20 protein-coding genes and 1 pseudogene are annotated in these 18,515 nt (G+C 69.2%); 13 read left to right on the top strand and 8 right to left on the bottom strand.

The window, feature by feature from the left end; translation table 11 throughout:
- Positions 1-50 precede the first annotated feature (50 nt).
- Positions 51-200: a hypothetical protein gene (locus tag ITP53_RS24705; RefSeq protein ID WP_195897823.1), complete on the top strand. Its 150-nt coding sequence runs from the start codon at positions 51-53 to the stop codon at positions 198-200.
- 240 nt (positions 201-440) lie between these two features.
- Here ITP53_RS24705 and ITP53_RS24700 read toward each other — a convergent pair whose 3' ends face one another.
- Positions 441-1,322, bottom strand: coding sequence for an MIP/aquaporin family protein (locus ITP53_RS24700; RefSeq protein ID WP_195897822.1), 882 nt, complete (start codon positions 1,320-1,322; stop codon positions 441-443).
- Positions 1,306-3,189 (bottom strand): glycoside hydrolase family 15 protein, encoded by a 1,884-nt coding sequence (locus ITP53_RS24695; protein WP_195897821.1) that lies wholly within the window; start codon positions 3,187-3,189, stop codon positions 1,306-1,308. Before ITP53_RS24695 ends, ITP53_RS24700 begins: the two co-directional genes overlap by 17 nt.
- On the opposite strand from ITP53_RS24695, the gene ITP53_RS24690 reads away from it, so the two are divergent.
- The gene (locus ITP53_RS24690; RefSeq protein ID WP_195897820.1) at positions 3,173-3,637 is read left to right on the top strand and encodes a hypothetical protein; all 465 of its coding nucleotides are present in this window, start codon (positions 3,173-3,175) and stop codon (positions 3,635-3,637) included. The two genes, ITP53_RS24695 and ITP53_RS24690, sit on opposite strands and share 17 nt — an antisense overlap.
- Before the next feature lie 48 nt (positions 3,638-3,685).
- Here the strand turns inward: ITP53_RS24690 and ITP53_RS24685 are convergent, their stop codons facing one another.
- The 4 genes from ITP53_RS24685 to ITP53_RS24670 all read right to left on the bottom strand — a co-directional run bounded on the left by ITP53_RS24685 (position 3,686) and on the right by ITP53_RS24670 (position 5,862).
- Complete coding sequence (locus ITP53_RS24685) at positions 3,686-4,450, bottom strand: DUF427 domain-containing protein (RefSeq protein WP_195897819.1); 765 nt, start codon at positions 4,448-4,450, stop codon at positions 3,686-3,688.
- A 71-nt stretch (positions 4,451-4,521) separates the two neighbouring features.
- Positions 4,522-5,028, bottom strand: coding sequence for a peptide-methionine (S)-S-oxide reductase MsrA (gene msrA, locus ITP53_RS24680; protein WP_195897818.1), 507 nt, complete (start codon positions 5,026-5,028; stop codon positions 4,522-4,524).
- A 9-nt stretch (positions 5,029-5,037) separates the two neighbouring features.
- A complete protein-coding gene (gene msrB / locus ITP53_RS24675; RefSeq protein ID WP_195897817.1) occupies positions 5,038-5,505 on the bottom strand; it encodes a peptide-methionine (R)-S-oxide reductase MsrB in 468 nt (155 codons plus the stop codon).
- Between the two features lie 87 nt (positions 5,506-5,592).
- Positions 5,593-5,862, bottom strand: a complete 270-nt coding sequence (locus tag ITP53_RS24670; protein WP_207756383.1) for a LysR substrate-binding domain-containing protein — start codon at positions 5,860-5,862, stop codon at positions 5,593-5,595.
- Positions 5,863-6,136: 274 nt separating this feature from the next.
- Here ITP53_RS24670 and ITP53_RS24665 point away from each other — a divergent pair, with 274 nt between their 5' ends.
- Positions 6,137-6,499 carry a DUF1622 domain-containing protein gene (locus tag ITP53_RS24665; RefSeq protein WP_195897816.1) on the top strand — a complete coding sequence of 121 codons (363 nt, stop codon included), beginning with the start codon at positions 6,137-6,139 and terminating at the stop codon, positions 6,497-6,499.
- Between the two features lie 582 nt (positions 6,500-7,081).
- Here the strand turns inward: ITP53_RS24665 and ITP53_RS24660 are convergent.
- A complete protein-coding gene (locus tag ITP53_RS24660) occupies positions 7,082-7,546 on the bottom strand; it encodes a YkgB family protein (RefSeq protein WP_195897815.1) in 465 nt (154 codons plus the stop codon).
- 193 nt (positions 7,547-7,739) lie between these two features.
- Here ITP53_RS24660 and ITP53_RS24655 point away from each other — a divergent pair, with 193 nt between their 5' ends.
- The 8 genes and pseudogenes from ITP53_RS24655 to ITP53_RS24620 all read left to right on the top strand — a co-directional run bounded on the left by ITP53_RS24655 (position 7,740) and on the right by ITP53_RS24620 (position 14,498).
- Complete coding sequence (locus ITP53_RS24655; protein WP_328815624.1) at positions 7,740-8,081, top strand: hypothetical protein; 342 nt, start codon at positions 7,740-7,742, stop codon at positions 8,079-8,081.
- A gap of 9 nt (positions 8,082-8,090) precedes the next feature.
- A pseudogene (locus tag ITP53_RS61225) lies at positions 8,091-8,174 on the top strand (hypothetical protein); the annotation flags it as partial.
- A gap of 31 nt (positions 8,175-8,205) precedes the next feature.
- Entirely contained in the window at positions 8,206-8,532 is a 327-nt protein-coding gene (locus ITP53_RS24645) for a beta/alpha barrel domain-containing protein (RefSeq protein ID WP_195897814.1), read from the top strand.
- Between the two features lie 99 nt (positions 8,533-8,631).
- Complete coding sequence (tkt, locus tag ITP53_RS24640; protein ID WP_195897813.1) at positions 8,632-10,716, top strand: transketolase; 2,085 nt, start codon at positions 8,632-8,634, stop codon at positions 10,714-10,716.
- Positions 10,713-10,979 (top strand): hypothetical protein, encoded by a 267-nt coding sequence (locus tag ITP53_RS56175; protein ID WP_207756382.1) that lies wholly within the window; start codon positions 10,713-10,715, stop codon positions 10,977-10,979. Before tkt ends, ITP53_RS56175 begins: the two co-directional genes overlap by 4 nt.
- A gap of 25 nt (positions 10,980-11,004) precedes the next feature.
- Positions 11,005-12,024: a phosphogluconate dehydrogenase (NAD(+)-dependent, decarboxylating) gene (gnd, locus tag ITP53_RS24630; RefSeq protein ID WP_195897812.1), complete on the top strand. Its 1,020-nt coding sequence runs from the start codon at positions 11,005-11,007 to the stop codon at positions 12,022-12,024.
- Positions 12,021-12,716 carry an HAD family hydrolase gene (locus ITP53_RS24625; RefSeq protein WP_195897811.1) on the top strand — a complete coding sequence of 232 codons (696 nt, stop codon included), beginning with the start codon at positions 12,021-12,023 and terminating at the stop codon, positions 12,714-12,716. Before gnd ends, ITP53_RS24625 begins: the two co-directional genes overlap by 4 nt.
- Positions 12,717-13,100: 384 nt before the next feature.
- The gene (locus tag ITP53_RS24620) at positions 13,101-14,498 is read left to right on the top strand and encodes an MFS transporter (RefSeq protein WP_195897810.1); all 1,398 of its coding nucleotides are present in this window, start codon (positions 13,101-13,103) and stop codon (positions 14,496-14,498) included.
- Between the two features lie 201 nt (positions 14,499-14,699).
- On the opposite strand, the gene ITP53_RS24615 is transcribed toward ITP53_RS24620, so the two are convergent.
- Complete coding sequence (locus tag ITP53_RS24615) at positions 14,700-16,049, bottom strand: sensor histidine kinase (RefSeq protein ID WP_195897809.1); 1,350 nt, start codon at positions 16,047-16,049, stop codon at positions 14,700-14,702.
- 576 nt (positions 16,050-16,625) lie between these two features.
- Here ITP53_RS24615 and ITP53_RS61735 point away from each other — a divergent pair.
- Complete coding sequence (locus ITP53_RS61735; protein WP_268961132.1) at positions 16,626-17,150, top strand: peptide-methionine (S)-S-oxide reductase; 525 nt, start codon at positions 16,626-16,628, stop codon at positions 17,148-17,150.
- A 103-nt stretch (positions 17,151-17,253) separates the two neighbouring features.
- Positions 17,254-18,183 (top strand): ketopantoate reductase family protein, encoded by a 930-nt coding sequence (locus tag ITP53_RS24605; protein ID WP_195897808.1) that lies wholly within the window; start codon positions 17,254-17,256, stop codon positions 18,181-18,183.
- Positions 18,184-18,515: the final 332 nt, after the last annotated feature.

The following is an 18,515-nucleotide window of genomic DNA, read 5'->3' as shown; positions in this document are numbered from 1 at the left end:
CCGCCCGGCCATTCTCGTAGCCTTCGCCCGCGCCGCCGACGCCGCACCGGATGCCGACGGTGGGCCTGCTGAGCACCGCGGTGGCGCTGCTGGTGCTCTTCGCCGTGCTGGAGCGGCGGATCCGGGTTCCGCCGGTCAACTTCGAGGCGTTCCGGAGGCTGAGCCCCACCCGCTCGGCCCGGGCCGCAGACGCCGCATGAACCGGACGCTGGTCGGCGCCCGCACGGCAGAACAACCCAATTGCACTGACTCCCCATTGCCGTCCCATCGCCATGTTGAGCAGCAAGCCCCGCCCGGCAGAGATCCGGCGATGCGTGTCGATCTCCACGCGCCTTCCGGTAAGCGCACGCTGCGGCCGTCCGGGGCGTCGGTCACGGCCGGCTTGGGTACGTCCGTGATGTGGGCGCTGTCCGCCTTCCTGGGATATACGGCGATCGCCTTCATCTTCGGTGCTCCCTGCGTGAGCGATGGTGACGGGCGCCCGGTCGCCACCGGCCGATGCCACGGGGGATGGGCGACGGAGCTGCGGAGCGGGTGCGGACGGGCCGCTGGATGCGGTCGTCGGGTGAGGTGTAGGCGCAGTTCAGGAAGTGGCATGGGTAGGCCTGGTCGTGCATGAGCTTCGCGCAGGCCACGGTCCCCCACAGGCGCCGGTGCAGCAGCGCCGCGGTGAGCGCGCCGAGTGTCGGTGCCACGAGGTATACCCACAGTCCCGTCCAGGTGGCGCCGACCAGCGCGGGGCCGATGCTGCGGGCGGGGTTCAGGCTGGTGCCGGACACCGGTGCCTCGGTGAACACCAGTACGGCCACGAGCGATGACGCGGCGGCCGCGGTGTACGGCATCAGGCGCGGGCGGTCGACGAAGGTGAGGATCAGCGTGAGGAGCAGGAACGTCATCACGGCCTCGGCGACCAGCGCGGTGGCCGCGCCGCCGAGCCTGGGTACAGTCGCGCCGACCCGCACGCTGGCCGCCGCGCCGTCCCACACCTGAAGCGCCGCCAGCGCGCCGGTTATCGCGCCCGCCACCTGCGCTGCGGAGTACTTCAGCGCCGAACCGGACGTCATCTTGCCCAGCACCCAGAACGCGGTCGTGACCGCGGGGTTCAGGTGGCCGCCGCTGATCCGGCCAAGCGGCGAGTAGATGATCCCCGCCGCCGCGGTGGCGGTCAGGACGCCCGTCAGGAGCCGCCGCAGGTCCTCGTTCGGCACCGTGTCGACGAGCGGCGAGCCGGGTGCGAAGCCTGCGACGATCGCGCTGACGACGAGCAGGAGCAGGAGCGCCATGCCGGCGAACTCGGCGGTGACCTCACGCCATCCGGCCATTGCCGTTCCCGCTGCCCGCGCCGCCCGCCCCGCCGGCCCGTGCGGTTCGTTCGGCTTCATCGATGGCCCAGGCGGCGTTGATGAGCCCGATGTGGCTGAACGCCTGTGGGAAGTTGCCGAGCAACGCGCCGCTCCCGGGGTCGACCTCCTCCGACAGCAGGCCCACGTCGTTGGCGTACGCGGCGGCTCGCTCGAATGCCTGCCTGGCCCGGCCGACCTGCCCGGACATGGCGAGCGCCTGCGCCAGCCAGAACGAGCACAGCAGAAAGGTGCCCTCCTCGCCGGCGAGGCCGTCCATGCCGTCCATGCCGTCCGCGGTGCGGTAGCGGTAGACCAGGCCCTGATCGTCGGTGAGCCGGTCCGCGACCGCGTCGATCGTGGAAAGCACCCGCGGGTCGCCGGCGGGCAGGAAGCCGACGATCGGCACCATGAGGGCGCTGGCGTCCAGCTCGTTCGAGCCGAAGGCCTGCGTGAACGCCCCCACTCGGTCGTTCCAGCCCTCGCGCAGCAGAGTGTCGCGGATCTCGGCGCGGGTCCGCCGCCAGGACTCGACACGCTCCTGCGCCCGTAGGAGGTCGGCGAGGGCGATGCCGCGGTCCAGCGCCACCCAGCACATGAGCTTGGAGTACAGGAAGTGCCGCGGCTCCCCGCGTATCTCCCAGATGCCCTGGTCCTTTTCCATCCAGCGCTCGGCCGCGGTGTCGGCGCAGACGAGGAGGAAGCGCCGGACGTCGTCGTCGATGTCGCCGATCTGGTGTTCGAGGCGCACGGCCGCATCGAGCAGCTCACCGTACACGTCGATCTGCCGCTGGTTCCACGCGTCGTTTCCGACGCGTACCGGTCGGCTGCCGCGCCAGCCGCGCAGGTGCGGCAGGGTGCGCTCGCTCAGGTCGTGCTCGCCGCCGACGCCGAACATGATCTGCAACGCGCGGTCCTTGCCCAGCGACGGGGCGGCGGTGGTGAGGAAGGCGAAGAAGTCGCTCGCCTCGTCGGGGCAGGCCGCGACCCACAGGGCGCCCATGGTCAGCGACGCGTCCCGAACCCACGTGTACCGGTAGTCCCAGTTGCGCTCGCCGCCGACCCATTCGGGCAGCGATGTCGTGGCGGCCGCGACGATCGCCCCGCTGGGCTGGAAGGACAGCGCCTGCAGCACCCGCCCGCTGTGGTGCACCAGGTCGCGCCATGGGCCGTCGTAGGCCTGGTGGAGGCTGGACCACGACTGCCAGGCGACGATCGTGTCGTCCAGCCGGGCCGCCAGTTCCGCCTGGTCCCACACTCGCGCGGGAGTCTCCTGCAGCGTCGAGCGGTGCATACCGAAGTGCCGTGTCTCGCCCTCTCGCACCGTGAACACGCCGTATCCGCTGCAGTCACCGATGCCGAGGGGGACCGGCGTGGTCAGCACAAGCCACTCGGCGCCCCCGCGGGCGGTCACACCGCCGTCGACGACGGACAGGATCGGGTAGATCAGGCCGTACTCCGGCCGGGGCCGATACTCGATCTCCATCGGCACCTCGCCGCTGAGGCCGGACACCCGTCGGGCGAGCAGGTGCGGCACACCGACGCCAAGCCGGTGGCCGCCGTCGTCCGGTCCGGTGAGCAGGGCGTCGGTGAGGACGACCGTGCCGCTCCCGGTGCGGAAGGTGGTCTCCAGCACCATCGTCTGCGGTAGGTAGCGGCGCGTCGTCTCATACGGGACGGCCGGGCGGATCGCCCAGTGCCCGGCCTCGTCGTCCAGCAGGCGGGCGAAGACGGACGGCCCGTCGAACCGGGGGAAGCACAGCCACTCGGCCGATCCGTCCCGGCTGATCAGGCCCGCGGAATGGCGGTCGGACACCAACGCGAGGTCGGCGATGGGCGTGGTGCTCATCAGCGCTGCCTACCCGGAGAAGACGACGATGTTACGTACGGGCCTGGAAAATCGCGGTCAAGGCATGGAAATGGAGTGCTCCGCCCGCCCGACGCGAAGATCACACGTTCCTCAAGCGGCACATAACGGGCGCATCACCCTCCCGTACGCGGGGACTCCGCTGCGAACTCGCCATGCCGGAAACTTCCGCGTCCAGGGGTACGGAAGCGACGTTGAAACGCTCGCGGAGAACGAGAGCGATATGCCGCGAGCTGAATCGCAGGAACCGGAATTCACCGACCCGCACACCGTCGGCGTCACAGCGGGCGGCGACAGTCTCACGGTCACCGCCGAAACAATTCTGATCGACACAGGCGCTGAGCCCATCATCCCGGACATCCCCGGCTTGCGCGCGAGTAAGCGCACGCTGACCAGCACGGATCTGATCCAGACGTCCCAGCCGCCGTGACGACGCGCCAGGCGGCGGCGCAGCTGCAGTCCGAAGTGGACTGACGTGTCAGGAGAAGTGCGTGTCCGGCCGCGGGATCTCGGCGCCGTCGACGAAGAGGTCGACCTTCTCGTTGTAGAAGCAGACCAGGCCCTTGATCGGGTCGAGCGCCGCGGTCGGGAAGTCGTAGGTCCAGGCCAGGTCCTGGTGCAGGATGTCGTTCACGCGCACCGACCAGTAGCTGCTCGTGCGGCCCTTGTACGGGCATGCGGTGACCGTGCTCGTGGGCACCAGCCGCGTGAAGTCGACGTCGGTGCGGTTGAAGTAGTAGCGCGTCGGCAGGCCGGTTTCGAACAGCAGCACCGGCGACGACGACTCGGCGAGCGTGTGGCCTTCGAGGGCGACGCGCACGTGCCGGGTCGAGCGCAGGGCGTCGACGCGCGTGTACGGGTTGCGCGGGTGGACGAAGATCCGCTCGTCCTCCTCGAACCACGCGTCGAGGGCGTCCCACTCGAACCGGACGTGACCGGCGAGTCCCGCGACGGCGTCCTCGCCGTAGAGCCGGGCGGCGGCGGGCCGCACCTCGTCCCCGGCCTTGAGGGACTGGCGGCGCGCAGTGCCGCGCTTGAGCCGCTCCGGGTGGTCCTCGTCGACGAGCACGCCCGGCGTCACGTCCTCGGCCGGGATGTAGAACTGCGGGTAGTATGACCATTCCCACACGTACTTCGCGCGGGTCGTGTCGAGTACCGTCGCCTCACCGGCCACGGCGCGGACCCGCCGCGGGACGGGCTCGACGTGGCCGATCCCGGCGATCGCCTCGGGGTAGTCACGCATGGGGCTCTCCTCGCTGCCGTTTTCCCGGATACGCGCCGGCGCGCGGACCCGGGGTTCGCGCGCCGGAGATATCAGGCCGTCGCCCGCTTCGGGAGCTTCCACCCGGGGCGGGGGAAGTGGCAGGTGTAGCCGTGGGGGTACTTCTGCAGGTAGTCCTGGTGCTCGGGCTCGGCCTCCCAGAAGTCGCCCGCCGGGGTGACCTCGGTGACGACCTTGCCGGGCCACAGGCCCGAGGCGTCGACGTCGGCGATCGTGTCCTCGGCGACCCGCTTCTGCTCGTCGCTGGTGTAGAAGATCGCCGAGCGGTAGCTGGTGCCGATGTCGTTGCCCTGGCGGTTCTTCGTCGAGGGGTCGTGCACCTGGAAGAAGAACTCGAGCAGCGCGCGGAAGTCGGTCTTCTCGGGGTCGTAGACGACCTCGATGGACTCCGCGTGGGTGCCGTGGTTGCGGTAGGTGGCGTTCGGGACGTCGCCGCCGCTGTAGCCGACGCGCGTGGACACGACGCCGGGCTGGTGGCGGAACAACTCCTCCATGCCCCAGAAGCAGCCGCCGGCGAGGATCGCCTTTTCGGTGGTCACGTCGTCTCCTTACTTGTCGTCGGTGTCACTCGGGAACAGGGTGCGGTATGCGCCGTACCCCTCCTGCTCCAGGTCGTCGAGGTGGATGAACCGCAACGACGCGGAGTTGATGCAGTAACGCAGTCCACCCCTGTCGAGAGGACCGTCGTCGAAGACATGGCCGAGGTGGCTGTCCCCGTGCAGCGAGCGGACCTCCGCCCGGATCATCCCGTGGCTGAAGTCCTCGCGCTCGACGACGTTCGTCTTGGCGATCGGCTTCGTGAAGCTCGGCCAGCCGGAGTGGCTGTCGTACTTGTCGACCGACGCGAACAGCGGCTCGCCGGACACGACGTCGACGTAGATGCCGGGCTCGTGGTTGTCCCAGTAGGCGTTGGCGAACGGGCGCTCGGTGCCGTCCTGCTGGGTCACGCGGTACTGCTCCGGGTCGAGCCGCGAAACGGCTTCCGGGTTCTTGTGGTACTGGGTCTGCCGGGGCACAGCTCTCCCTTCCCGGCCTTTCGGCACGAAGGGTAACCAGGTGAAACGCACCTGGACGTGCAGATACAGACACTCTACGGGCCGGTTCTATTCCCACGGGCGGCCGCTTGCGCGGTCGTTCTTCTTTGGTAAGGACCGGGTTTCCGCGATCAGGGCGAGCAGCGTCCGCAGGGCCCGGCTCGGGGTGTTACGGCCGTGGGTGACGATCGAGAGCGGCCACGTCAGGCCCGGGTCGCGCAGCGGCACCGCGACCGTGCCGGGCGCGGCGAGCGGCACGACGTCGGGCACCACCGCGACCACGAGCCCGGCGGACACGTACTCCGGCAGCATCCGCAGGTCGGCCACCTCGACGAGCACACGCCGCGCCGCGGGCCATCAGCCGTGTCACCGAGCCTGGAACCGAACCCGTCCCCTGGATCGGGGGCCGGAGTGCGGCGGAACGACAACGTACGCTAAGCCCGTTCCTGCAGCTCCCTGGCGCGGCGCATCGCGGCCGCCGACCCCGGCATCTGAATGATGGTGCTGGGGCTCGCGGGACCTCCGAGGGCGGAGAGGGCGAGATGCCGCTCCTGACCAAAGGGCGGATCCCGCGTGGGCGTATCCCGGTTCGCGCCCGGGCAGGTGGCCTGCCGTGAGCGCGGATATCGCCGGCCTGGTCGAAGGGGTCGGCCGGGCAGTCGACCTGGCCGGCGTCGCCATCGTCGCGCTGGGGGCGCTGGTCGCCACGGCGCGCTTCGGCCTCGACGCGCGGCGGCGGCCGCACTTCCATGACGCCTATCGCGCCTACCGGCAGGGGCTCGGCCGGGCGATCCTCCTGGGGCTGGAGTTCCTCGTCGCTGGGGACATCATCCGCACGGTGGCGGTCGCGCCGACGTTCGCGGGCGTCGGCGTGCTCGCGCTCATCGTCCTGGTCCGCACCTTCCTCAGCTTCTCGCTGGAGGTGGAGCTGGAGAACCGCCTGCCCTGGCAGCCCCGCCCCGGACAGCGCGCCTGATCCCGCTGTTGCTCCCGCCGTCGGACCCCGCCGTTGGACCGTCCGGGCGGGTCCCGATAGTTTGCGGTGCCATGACGCACGTTTGGAGGTTGCCGGGGCTGGTGGCGCTGTGCGGGCTGGCGGTGGCGATCGCGCAGCTCGACGCGGCCGTGCTCTTCCCCGGAGGTCGCGAGCACCATCCTCGGCGTCACCCGGCTGGCGTTCCCGGCGCAGCTCATCGAGGTCAAGCTCATCGCCCGCGTCGGCTGATCCGCGCTGACCGGTAGGCCCGGCGTGGTCTGGGGCAACCACGACACCAAAACGGCGTGTTCGCCGGCACGAACGACAACATCGAAAAGATCGGCCATCACACCCCGCTGTCCGTCGAACAGTTCGTCATCAAGAACAAACCCGTAGGACGGACCCAGCCATGAGGGACGTGCCGGTCATGCCGCCCGGCGGCGGAGCTGGTGCGGTTGGAGCCGCCCCATCCTGCCCGAGCGACGCCCGCTGTCGCGGGCGGGACGGGACGCGGCCGTATGTCGTGGCCACCGCCCGGGCCAGGGTCGAGCGCGGTGGACCGGTACCCGGCCAGACCCCGAGCTACCGGCGCTCGGCGGCTTGCAGGGCGTCTGCGGCCGTCAGCAAGGAGGCTCCGAGGAGCACGACGTCCTTCACCAGGAACTGCCCCGCGAGGGACAGCTTCGGTTCCCCGCGTGTCTCTTGCCACGCCTCGGGCGTCGTAGCCAGGAAGCTGAGGGTGGTGGCGAACATGCCGACGGCGGCGAGGCTGCCGAGGGCGGACGCTCTCGGCGCGATCGGTTTTGCTCCGATCAGCGAGCCCAGAACGATTTCGGTGACGCCGAGCAACCTAGCGACCTTCTTCTCCCCCAATCTGGCGATAAGCCACGAGAGCGGGGGGCTTGAGGTTACGAGGGGACGAATATTTTCTACCTCGTAGTCTTCAAATTTAATTCGCCCGATCTCCAGTAGGTTAACCACAAGTCCATACCGAATGGTCGAGATCCCCGCGCTGTGCACTATTTTTCCGATGCGGTGCATTTCCATGAAATCCTCGCCTAACGTGTCGGTTATATCGCCTAGTGTAGGACTCGAAACATCAGCCAACGCTAAGCATCAGGTCATGCTTCACCATCGGTGTCGAGGCCACCGCCGATCACTGCTACGTGGTTGGCGACGACCACGCAGCCGGGCAGGGCTGAATGAGTTCTCGTGAGACCGAGAGCGATGAGTGGGTTGCGTGCTGCGCGCCATGCCCCCGCTGCGGCCGGACGATGTCATCTGCGGCCAGTTCTCCGGCCACACCGATGAGCCCGGGGTGGCTGAAGGCTCCGCCGTGGAGACGTTCGTGGCGCTGCGGGCGCACGTCGACACCCGGCGGTGGGCCGGGGTGCCGTTCTTCATCCGGGCCGGCAAGCGGCTGCCGGTCACCGTGACCGAGGTCCTGGCCCGGCTGCGCCGGGCCCCGGAGGCCATCGCGGGCGGCGCGGACGCCAGCGAAGCGAACTACGTGCGGTTCCGCCTGACCCGGACCTCGCGATCTCGCTCGGCGCGAGGATCAAGGCGGCGGGGGAGGCGATGACCGGCACGGGTGTCGAACCGGATTCACGTGGACATCATGGACGGTCGCTTCGTGCCCAACCTCAGGTTCGGCCCGGGGACGGTGGCGGCAATGGCGCCCCTGGTACATGCGGTTAGAGGTGGGTATGAGACCAGCGACGGTGTACGCCGAGGCATCCGGCCAGCGGCACCAGACGATCGAGAACATACGAGCGGTGGGCTTCGGCGCCGGGGTGTTCCTGAACCCGGCTACCTCACCGGAAGCCGTCGAAGAGATCCTCACCGAGGTCGCCCTGGTTCTCATGATGACCGTCGATCGGAGCTTCGGCGACCAGGAACTGAATCTCTCGACGCTGGACAAGGTGCGCCGGGCCGCGGGACTGCCGGCCGGCCGGAGCTTACCAGTACAGACGTCTAGACCGACGGGGGCATCCACGAACAGACCATCGCTATTCCGGTCGACGCCGGGATAACCATCGGCGTCGTCGGCTCGGCCATTTTCGATACCACGCGGTCGGTAGGACGCGACGCCGCCGCGCGCACGGCCACAGTCAAAGGAGCGTGAACTACTCATGGCCGATCAAGCTAACCAGCTCGCCACCGAAGATGCGGACCGGCGCTGCATCGACACGATCCGCACCCTGTCCATGGATGCGGTGCAGGCGGCGGAATCCGGGCATCCCGGCACCCCGATGACGCTGGCCCCGGTGGCGTATTGCCTGTGGCAGCGGCACCTGCGGTTCGACCCGGCCGACCCGATCTGGCCGGACCGGGACCGGTTCATCCTGTCCAACGGGCACGCCTCGATGCTGCTGTACTCATTGCTGCACCTGGCCAGGGTGCAGGCGGTGAACCCGAAGTACGAGGCCACCGGCAAGCCCTCGGTGACGCTGGAGGACATCAAGACGTTCCGACAGGTCGACAGCCGCTGCCCGGGGCACCCGGAGTACCGGTGGACCTCGGGGGTGGAGACCACCACCGGACCCCTGGGTCAGGGGGTGTCCAATAGCGTGGGCATGGCGGCCGCTGGCCGCTGGCTGGCCGAACGCTACAACAAGCCAGGCTTCCGGCTGTTCGGCTACGACGTGTACGCGCTGATGGGCGACGGCTGCATGATGGAGGGAATCAGCAGCGAGGCGGCGTCGCTGGCCGGGCACCTGCGCCTGGACAACCTGTGCTGGATCTACGACAACAACCACATCACGATCGAGGGATCCACCTCGCTGGCGTTCTCCGACGACGTGGCCGCCCGCTTCCAGAGCTACGGGTGGAACGTCACCCGGGTCGGCGACGCCAACGACCTGGACCTGCTGTCCAAGGCCTTTGACACGTTCAAGGCTACGTCAGGGCGGCCCACGCTGATCATCGTGGACACCCACATCGGCTACGGCGCCCCGCACAAGCACGACACCGCCGCGGCGCACGGCGAGCCGCTCGGCGAGGACGAGGTCCGGGCCGCGAAACGGTTCTACGGCTGGCCGGAAGAGGCCCGCTTCCTGGTGCCGGACGGGGTGTACGAGCACTTCCGGGAGGGCATCAGCCGCCGCGGCGCGGACCTGCGGGCGGAATGGTTCGCGCTGTTCGAGCGCTACCGTCAGGCGCACCCCGAACTGGCCGACGAGGTGTACCGGATGAGCCACCGCCAGCTCCCCGGCGGTTGGGACTCCGGCCTGCCCACCTTCCCGCCCGACCCGAAGGGACTGGCCAGCCGGGAGTCTTCCGGCCAGGTGCTCAACGTCCTGGCCCGCAACGTCCCCTGGCTGCTCGGCGGAGCCGCCGACCTGTACCCTTCGACCAAGACCCGGCTCACCTTCGACGGAGCCGGGGACTTCGAGGCCGGCAGCTACACCGGGCGGAATTTCCACTTCGGCGTCCGCGAGCACGCCATGTGCGGCATGACCAACGGCATGGCGCTGGTCAAGGTGCGGCCGTTCGCCTCCGGGTTCCTGATCTTCACCGACTACGCTCGCGGCGCGATGCGGCTGTCGGCGCTGATGGAGATCCCGGTCATCTACATCTGGACCCACGACTCGATCAGCCTCGGCGAGGACGGCCCCACCCACCAGCCGATCGAGCAGCTCGCCTCGCTGCGGGCCATGCCCGGCATCCTGGTCATCCGCCCCGCCGACGCGAACGAGGTGACCGAGGCGTGGCGGGTGATCATGCCGCTGCGTCACGAGCCTGCCGTACTCGTGCTGTCCCGGCAGTCGCTGCCGACCCTGGACCGTTCCCGCTACGCCGCCGCCTCCGGCCTGGCCCGCGGCGGCTACGTGCTGGCCGACCCGCCGGGCGCGGAGCCCGACGTGATCCTGATCGGCACCGGCTCGGAGATCGCGCTGTGCGTGGCCGCCTATGAGACGCTCACCGCGGAAGGCATCCCCGCTCGCGTGGTGTCGATGCCCTGCTGGGAGCTGTTCGAGAAACAGGACCAGGCATACCGCGACGAGGTGCTGCCGCCGCGGGTCCGCGCCCGAGTCGCGGTCGAGGAGGGCGCCGACTTCGGCTGGTGCCGGTATGTCGGCATCGACGGAGCCATCCTTGGCATGGAGACCTTCGGCGCCTCAGCGCCGATCCAGAAGGTTCAGGCGAAGTTCGGCTTCGAGCCTGCCCATGTCGTCCAGGCAGCCCGGGACCAACTGGCCCACCGGCCGCCGTGACCGGCGCGTCCCGGTCGTCCTGCGGAGAAAGGAAGACCCATGAAACCGACCCAGGCTCTGCACGAGGCGGGCAGAGCATCTGGCTGGACAACATCACCCGGGCGCTGCTCGACGAGGGCACCCTGGACCGCTACATCGCCGAGTACTCGGTGACCGGGCTCACCTCGAACCCGACGATCTTCGACCTGTTCCGCAACCGCCGGGTGCGGCTGATCGTCGGCCCGCGCGGAGCGGGCCAAGGGCAGCTCCGAGACCAGGGATGACACAAGAACAAGAAGGAGACACGAGATGCAGATCGGAATGGTCGGGTTGGGCCGGATGGGCGCCAACCTTGTCCGGCGGCTGATGCACGCCGGTCATGACTGCGTGGTGTTCGACATCAACCCGGATGCGGTGAAGGAACTGCAAAGGGAAGGGGCCACCGGGGCGTCCTCCCTGGAGGACCTGGTGACCAGGCTGGACAAGCCCCGGGCGGTGTGGGTCATGGTCCCGGCCGGCGAGATCACCGGCAAGACAGTCCGTGACCTGGCGGGCCACATGGAACCCGATGACGTGGTCATCGACGGCGGCAACTCCTACTACCAGGACGACATCGCCAGGTCCAAGGCCCTTTCGGGGTCAGGCATCCACTACGTCGACGTGGGCACCAGCGGCGGGGTGTGGGGACTGGAGCGCGGCTACTGCCTGATGATCGGCGGCCCGGACCAGATCGTGGACCGGCTCCGGCCGGTCTTCGAGGCGATCGCCCCCGGCGTGGAGGTGGCGCCGCGCACCTCCGGCCGGGACGGGACTCCCGCGCCGTCAGAACACGGCTACCTGCACTGCGGGCCGGCCGGTGCCGGGCACTTCGTGAAGATGGTGCACAACGGGATCGAGTACGGGGTCATGGCCGCCTACGCCGAGGGCCTGAACATCCTGAAGAACGCCAACGCCGGCACCGCGAGCCGCCAGGCCGACGCCGAGACCGCCCCGCTTGCGCAGCCCGAGTACTACCGTTACAACATCGATCTCGCCGAAGTAGCGGAGGTGTGGCGCCGCGGCAGCGTGATCGGGTCCTGGCTGCTGGACCTCACCGCCGCTGCCCTGCTGCGGTCCCCGACCCTGGAGGAGTTCTCCGGCCGAGTCTCGGACTCCGGCGAGGGCCGCTGGACGGCGGTCGCCGCAGTGGAGGAGGGGGTGCCCGCGCCCACCCTGGCCACCGCGTTGTTCTCCCGGCTCGGCTCCAGGGATTTGGACCACTTCGCCAACCAGGTCCTGTCGGCCATGCGCAAGGGCTTCGGCGGGCACGCGGAACGGCCGGCCGGATGAGCGCCTCCTATCAGCGGCGCCTGGCCCTGCTGTTCGACATCGACGGCACCCTGATCACCACCGGCGGGGCGGGTGCCCGGTCGTGGCGCCTGGCCTTCGACAAGCTGTACGGCATCCCCGCCGACATCGGCAAGTTCACCGACACCGGCATGACCGACCCTGACGTGGGCCGTAAGACCTTCGAAGCGGTACTGGGCCGCAAGCCCGAACGGCACGAGTTCGCCAGGCTCCTGGAACGTCGCCTGCACTACCTGCGCCAAACCGTGGAGGAGTCCGGACACTACCGCGTGCTGCCCGGCGTCGAGGACCTGCTGACCGGGCTGGTCGACAAGGGCTACCTGGTCGGCCTGATCACCGGCAACCTGGAGCCCGCCGCGCACATCAAGCTGCACCGCGCCAACCTGAACCGGTTCTTCTCCTTCGGTGGCTACGGCTCAGACTCCAACGACCGCGCCGAGGTAACCCGCACCGCGCTGCGCCGGGCCTCCCTGGTCTACGGCGAGGACCTGGGCCCGGACCGCTGCCTGGTCATCGGCGACACCCCTCACGACGTGGCGGGCGCGCACGCGGCCGGGGTCGCCTGCGTCGGGGTGGCCAGCCACAAATTCAACTCCGCCCAGCTCGCCGAGGCCAAGGCCGACTGGGTCATCGAGTCTCTCGAAAACGGCCTGCCCAAGGAGGCCCTGGAATGAGCATCCTGGCAGGAGAGCACCTGTGCCCCTACGCCTGCAGGGGACAAGCCGGTGCTGCCGGGCCTGGCCGGGCGGCGCGCTGCTGGGCCTGGGAGATGGCTCAGGCGGCGTTGATCAGGCCGATATGGCTGAACGCCTGCGGGAAGTTACCGATCACCTCGCCACTGGCACGTCGACCTCCTCGGACAGCAGGCCCACGTCGTTGATCGCTGCCACGGCCCGACTGACACGTGAATCAACCTCAGCCAGGCAGGCGGCAGCGGGCCCTGGCCGTTGATCGTCGGTCAGGGTTCGGTGGGCGGGCTGTGACTACTTCACCACCCGCAAAGACCCCGAGAAGCCGAGGGCCTGGAGTTTGCGCGATCAGTCGCTGGGCTTCAGTTCATGGTGCTGCTCGACAACACGATCGTCGGCGCTGCCCTGCCCGACATGCAGCAGCGGCTCCACACCGGGCTGACCGGCCTGCAGTGGATCGTCGACGCCTATGTGCTGCTGGTGGCCATGCTGCTGCTGTCGGGCGGCGTCTTCGCCGACCGGTTCGGCCGCAGGCGGGTGTTCCTGGCCGGGGTGGTGGTGTTCACGGCCGCGTCGGTGGTGTGTGCGCTCGCGCCCTCGATCGGCTGGCTGATCGCCGGGCGGGTGCTGCAGGGCGTCGGGGCCGCGGCGCTGAGCCCCGCCTCACTAGCGCTGCTCGCCGCCGCGTATCCCGCCCCGAGGGAGCGCGTCAGAGCGATCGGGTTGTGGGCCGGGTTCAGCGGCATCGGCCTGGCCGCCGGACCGCTGGCGGGCGGGATCCTGGCGGAGTCCTTCGGCTGGCCCGCCATCTTCCTGGTCAACGTGCCCATCGGGGCGGTCCTGCTGCTGGCCGGGCTGCGCGTGCTGGGGGAGTCCCGCAACCCGAGCGCGCCGCCGATCGACGTCCCCGGCACGGTCCTGTCCGTCGCGGGCGTGGGCGCTGTGACCTACGGCCTGATCGAGGGCGGTTCCCGAGGCTGGACCTCGCCGGTGATCCTGGGCAGCTTCGCCGCCGGACTGGTGCTCCTGGCCGCGTTCGTCGTGGTCGAGGGTCGTGTGTCGACGCCGATGCTGCCGCTCCGGCTGCTCCGTCAGCGGCTGTTCACGGTGTCCAACACGGCGATGGTCGTGGTCGGGTTCGCGCTGATGGGGTCGTCGTTCTTCTTCTCCCAGTTCTTCGTCTACGTCCAGGGCACTTCGATCCTGGTCGCCGGGCTGCGGACCCTGCCCGTCTCGCTGGCCATGGTGATCGTCAGCCCGTACGCGGGCCGGTGCGCGGCCAGGTACGGCTTCCGCGTCGTCGTCAGCATCGGCCTGGCGCTGGCCGGGCTGGGGCTGCTGGCGCTGGGCTTCGTCCACGCCGATACCGGCTACGGGAACGTGTGGTGGCGGCTGGGGGTCGTCGGCATCGGGTTCGCTCTCACCATGTCGCCGCTGACCGGGGCCGCAATCCAGGCGGTCAGCCCGCAGGAGGGCGGCCTCGCCTCGGGCGTCAGCAGCACCACCCGGCAGATCGGCGCGGTGCTCGGCGTGGCGGTGCTCGGGGCGATCGTCCACACGCGGGAGTCCGGCGGCGCCTCCTTCGAATCCGGCCTCAACAGCGCCTTCCTCACGGCGGGGGCCGTGACGCTGGCCTGCGCCGTATTCACCGGCCTGTGGCTGACCGCAGCCCGGACGCCGAGGGGCGTCCGGGCCGAACAGTCAGGAGGCCAAACAGTCAGTGAGCCGCCGCTGACAGCTCCTCCCAGTCGGCCGTCGCCCCTATGACGAGTGCCGACGGGAGAAGGTAACAGGTCCGGTCCGCCGGCGCGGATACCGGGCGCATGAGGTGTGGCTCGGCGTTCGGGGCCAGGCCCCGGCAGATCTACAGCTTCAGCGCTGCTACTTCTCACCGACATTTCTCGACTGCATCGGCCCTGAGCGCTGTCCAAACTGACCCGCAAAGGCTGCTGCTAGTCATCGACGAAATCATCCGCTGATGAGCGGCAGCCACAGCACGAATCTGGCCCCACGTGGCGAGTCCTCGACTGTGAGGGTGCCGTGGTGGGTGTGTGCGATGTCGCGTGAGATGGCCAGGCCGAGCCCGCTCCCGCCGGGGTCGCGGCGGCGGCCGTCGTTGAGGCGGACGAACCGTTCGAAGACGCGTTCGCGGTGGGCCGGCGGGATGCCGGGCCCGTCGTCGGTCACCGTGACCGCGACCCCGTCGTCGGCCGGCTCGACGCTGACCTCCACAGCGGACTCGGCGTGCCGCAGAGCGTTGGCCAGGAGGTTGTCCAGTACGCGGATCAGCTGCATGCGCGAGCCGCGGATCTCCAGCCCGGCGGGCGCGTGGACGTTGATCGGCGCGGATGAGGACTGCGCGCTCACCTCGGCGGCGACGAGCTCGCCGAGATCGATCTTCTCCGGGGGCAGCGGATCAGCGGCCCGGAGACGGGCGAGCAGCAGCAGGTCGTCGACGATCGCCTCCAGCCGGCCGGCGGTGGTCAACGCGCTCCGGAGCGCGTCCTGGGCGTCGACGTCGTCCGGGTAGAGCAGCGCCTCCTCCAGTTGCGTGCGCAGTCCGGCGATCGGGGTGCGCAGCTCGTGGCTGGTCGTGGAGGCGAACTGGCGCAGCTGCTCCACCGCGCCCTCAAGCCGGCTGAGGGTCTGGTTGGCGGTGGTGGCGAGCCGGCTGATCTCGTCGTTGCCCCGCGGTCTCGGGACGCGCAGGCTGAGGTCGCTCACCGTGATCTGGGAGATCTGGGCCCTGATCGCCTCGACGGGACGCAGCGCGCGCCCCACCAGCATCCATGCGGTCCAGGCCGCGATCCCGGTGGCCAGGACGATCCCGGCCGCGATGGCGTACTCGAGCTGATGGGCGGCCAGCAGGTCCGGCTCCGGGATGCCGACGTAGACGACACCCGCGTCCGGTGCCGGAGTCAGGCGGATGGCGTGCAGCAGGATGCACCGGTCGTTCGGCGGGCACTCGAGGTACGGCTGGAAACGGGCGTCGGGCGGGGGCCGGCGCCGGCTCAGCGGCACGGTCGCGGAGGCCTCCCGGCTGGAGTTCACGACCCGGTGATGGACGTCCACGACCTGGATGAGGTCGACGGGCGGGTTGGCGGGTATCGGTCGTGGCACCATGCCGTCGCGGGCGACCGGGCTCCACTGGCTCGCCACCTGCTCGGCCTGGCGGAAGGCGTCGGACTGGATCCGGGAGCGGATCGCCAGGTCCAGCGTCGCGCCGAGGACCACCAGGATGCTCATCGCGAACAGCGCCGCGATGAGGGTGCACTGAGCCCGGACGGAGCACGAGCGTGGGCATGGAAGGAGCGGCATGCCACCTCCGTAGGTCACAAGCCGTCGAGCCGGCGCACGGCCGGCGCCCTGCGATATCAGGTCAGTCATGTCCCTTCACCAGCTGCTCGGCCACGGTGCCGAGCAGTTCCCGCCAGGACTTCGCGAATCGGTCGTGAAGCCGCCGTCGCAGTCGTCGTGTCCGCGTCGCCGCTCATGACAGTGCCCGCTCCTTTGATGGCGGCGGCCCAATGGATGGTGTGTCGTGGGCGGAGTCTTGGTCCCAATACAGGACTATATGGTCCCGTAGTAACCCTGCAAAATCCTCGACCGTCGATTCGACCAGCCCGTGACACCGGGCCGGACCGGTCACCGTGTCCGCGAAATGACGCCGTCTCCAGCACGCCTCGCGGTCTACTCTGTCGAACCTGCTCTTCCCTTCCCAGTCGTGATACCGCCGTGGCCCGCTCTTCAGGCTCGGACGCGGCACCCAACCCCACCTGGGTGAATCCGGCCGCTGTCGGCATGGAGCACTAGGTCAGATGGTGGACCCGTCGTGACCCGACGGCCCCGTGTGGCCAGGATGGCCCGAAGGAGTCGGGATAGCATAGGCCCGGCTTGGTTTTTGGAACTATAGAGTCCAGTTCTCCCGATACAGGGCGCCCCCCCGAAGTCATCTACGACCCCGAGCAGATTACTTTGCGCACTCTGCTCGAGTTCTTCTTCCAGATCCACGACCCCAGCGCGAAGAACCGCCAGGGCAATGACATCGGCGCCAGCTACCGATCCGCGATCTCCTACACCTCCGATGAGCAGCGAAAGATCGCCGAAGACACTATCGCCGACGTGGACGCTTCCGGCCTGGTGGCCGGGCAAGGTCGTCACCGAGGTGACCGCGGCGGGCGACTTCCGAACCGGAGCATCAGGACTATCTACAGAAATACCCCAAGCGGTCGGCCTGGGTACGAATATTGCGAATACATGGGTGGTCTCTGCGCTCAATGGCTGTGCGTAGCGGTTGCAGAGTCTTGGCGCCGCCTGAGACACATCGCCTTTCAGGCGGTGCCCGGTGTCCGTGCCACGATGCGCAGCACCGTGCCGACGTGCTGCCGGACGACCTTCTCGAACGACTGTTTCGTGTGATGATGGCCCTCGCGGGGGCCTCATCGCCCCGTGTCTCTTACTCTGCAGACGATGGCCATCGCGCGGATGCGGGGGCCTCCCGTCTGATCAGCAAAGGATTGCCATGCGTATCGCAGTGATAGGAGCCGGGGGCGTTGGGGGCTACTTCGGGGCCCGGCTGGCCGCCGGCGGCCACGACGTCACCTTCGTCGCGCGGGGACGACATCTGGCGGCCATTCGGGACCATGGCCTGCGGGTGCGCAGCGCGCTCGGGGACCTGCACGTCCCTGCCGCGTCGGCGGTGGCGGCCATCGCGGATGTGGGGCCAGCCGACGTGGTAGTGGTGGCGGTGAAGCTGTGGGACACCGAGGACGTCGCCGCCCAGTTGCGCGACGTCGTGCACGCCGGGACCCGGGTGGTCTCTTTGCAGAATGGCGTCCACAAGGACGGGATTCTGCGTGGCCACCTGCCACCGGAGTCCGTGTGGGGAGGCTCCTGCTATATCTCGTCCTTCATCCAGGAGCCCGGTGTTGTCGTGCACAACAACACGCTGCAGAAGATCGTGTTCGGCCCTTACGGCGGAGACGACGACCTCGTCGCGGGCTTTCTGGACGCTTGCCTCGCCTCCGGGATCGAGACGGAGGCCAGCTCTGACATCGAACGGGTGATCTGGGAGAAATTCGTCTTCCTCGTGGGCCTCTCCGCGACCACGTCCACCGTGCGGCAGCCGATCGGTGTCATCCGCGGCCACCGGCGGTCGCGGGTATTGCTGCACGACGTGATGGCCGAAGCCGTGAACGTGGGCCGGGCAGCCGGTGTGAAACTTGAGCCGGACTTCGCCGAGGACCGGCTCGCGTTCTGCGACACGCTGCCACCCACGATGACGTCCTCCATGCACAACGACCTGGAGCAAGGAAACCGGCTGGAACTCCCCTGGCTCAGCGGCGGCGTCGCCGATCTCGGCCATGACCTGGGCGTCCCCACACCCCGCAACCAGACCGTGGCCGGCATCCTCGCCCCCTACGAGTTCGGGCGCCCGGCCGCCGGAAGCTGATCCCGGTGGGCGACGACAGGTAAGAAAGCCGCGGACGCCGCGGATGAACGCCATCTGCGAGCGAGTCATGGGGCACCCTGCGCCGCGAACACCTGGACCGGATCCTGATCCTCAATGAACGCCATCTGGCCCGCGTGCTCCACGGTTACCTGATCCATGACAACGGGCATCGGCCACACCAGTCCCGGCGGACATGGCAATGCAGGTGCGGCGGTTGGAGGTGGCCCTGGACATAGCCCTCGGCTACGTCCGCGCACACGCCGTCACGCCGTGAGGAACGACTTCACGTGGTCAAGCGCCATGTCGAGGGCGATCTCCATAGGCTTGATGTC

The organism is Nonomuraea cypriaca (assembly GCF_015645445.1).
Taxonomy (GTDB): Bacteria; Actinomycetota; Actinomycetes; order Streptosporangiales; family Streptosporangiaceae; genus Nonomuraea; species Nonomuraea cypriaca.
Note: the sequence above shows the minus strand (reverse complement) of the source record. Positions and strands in the feature narration are given on the sequence as shown.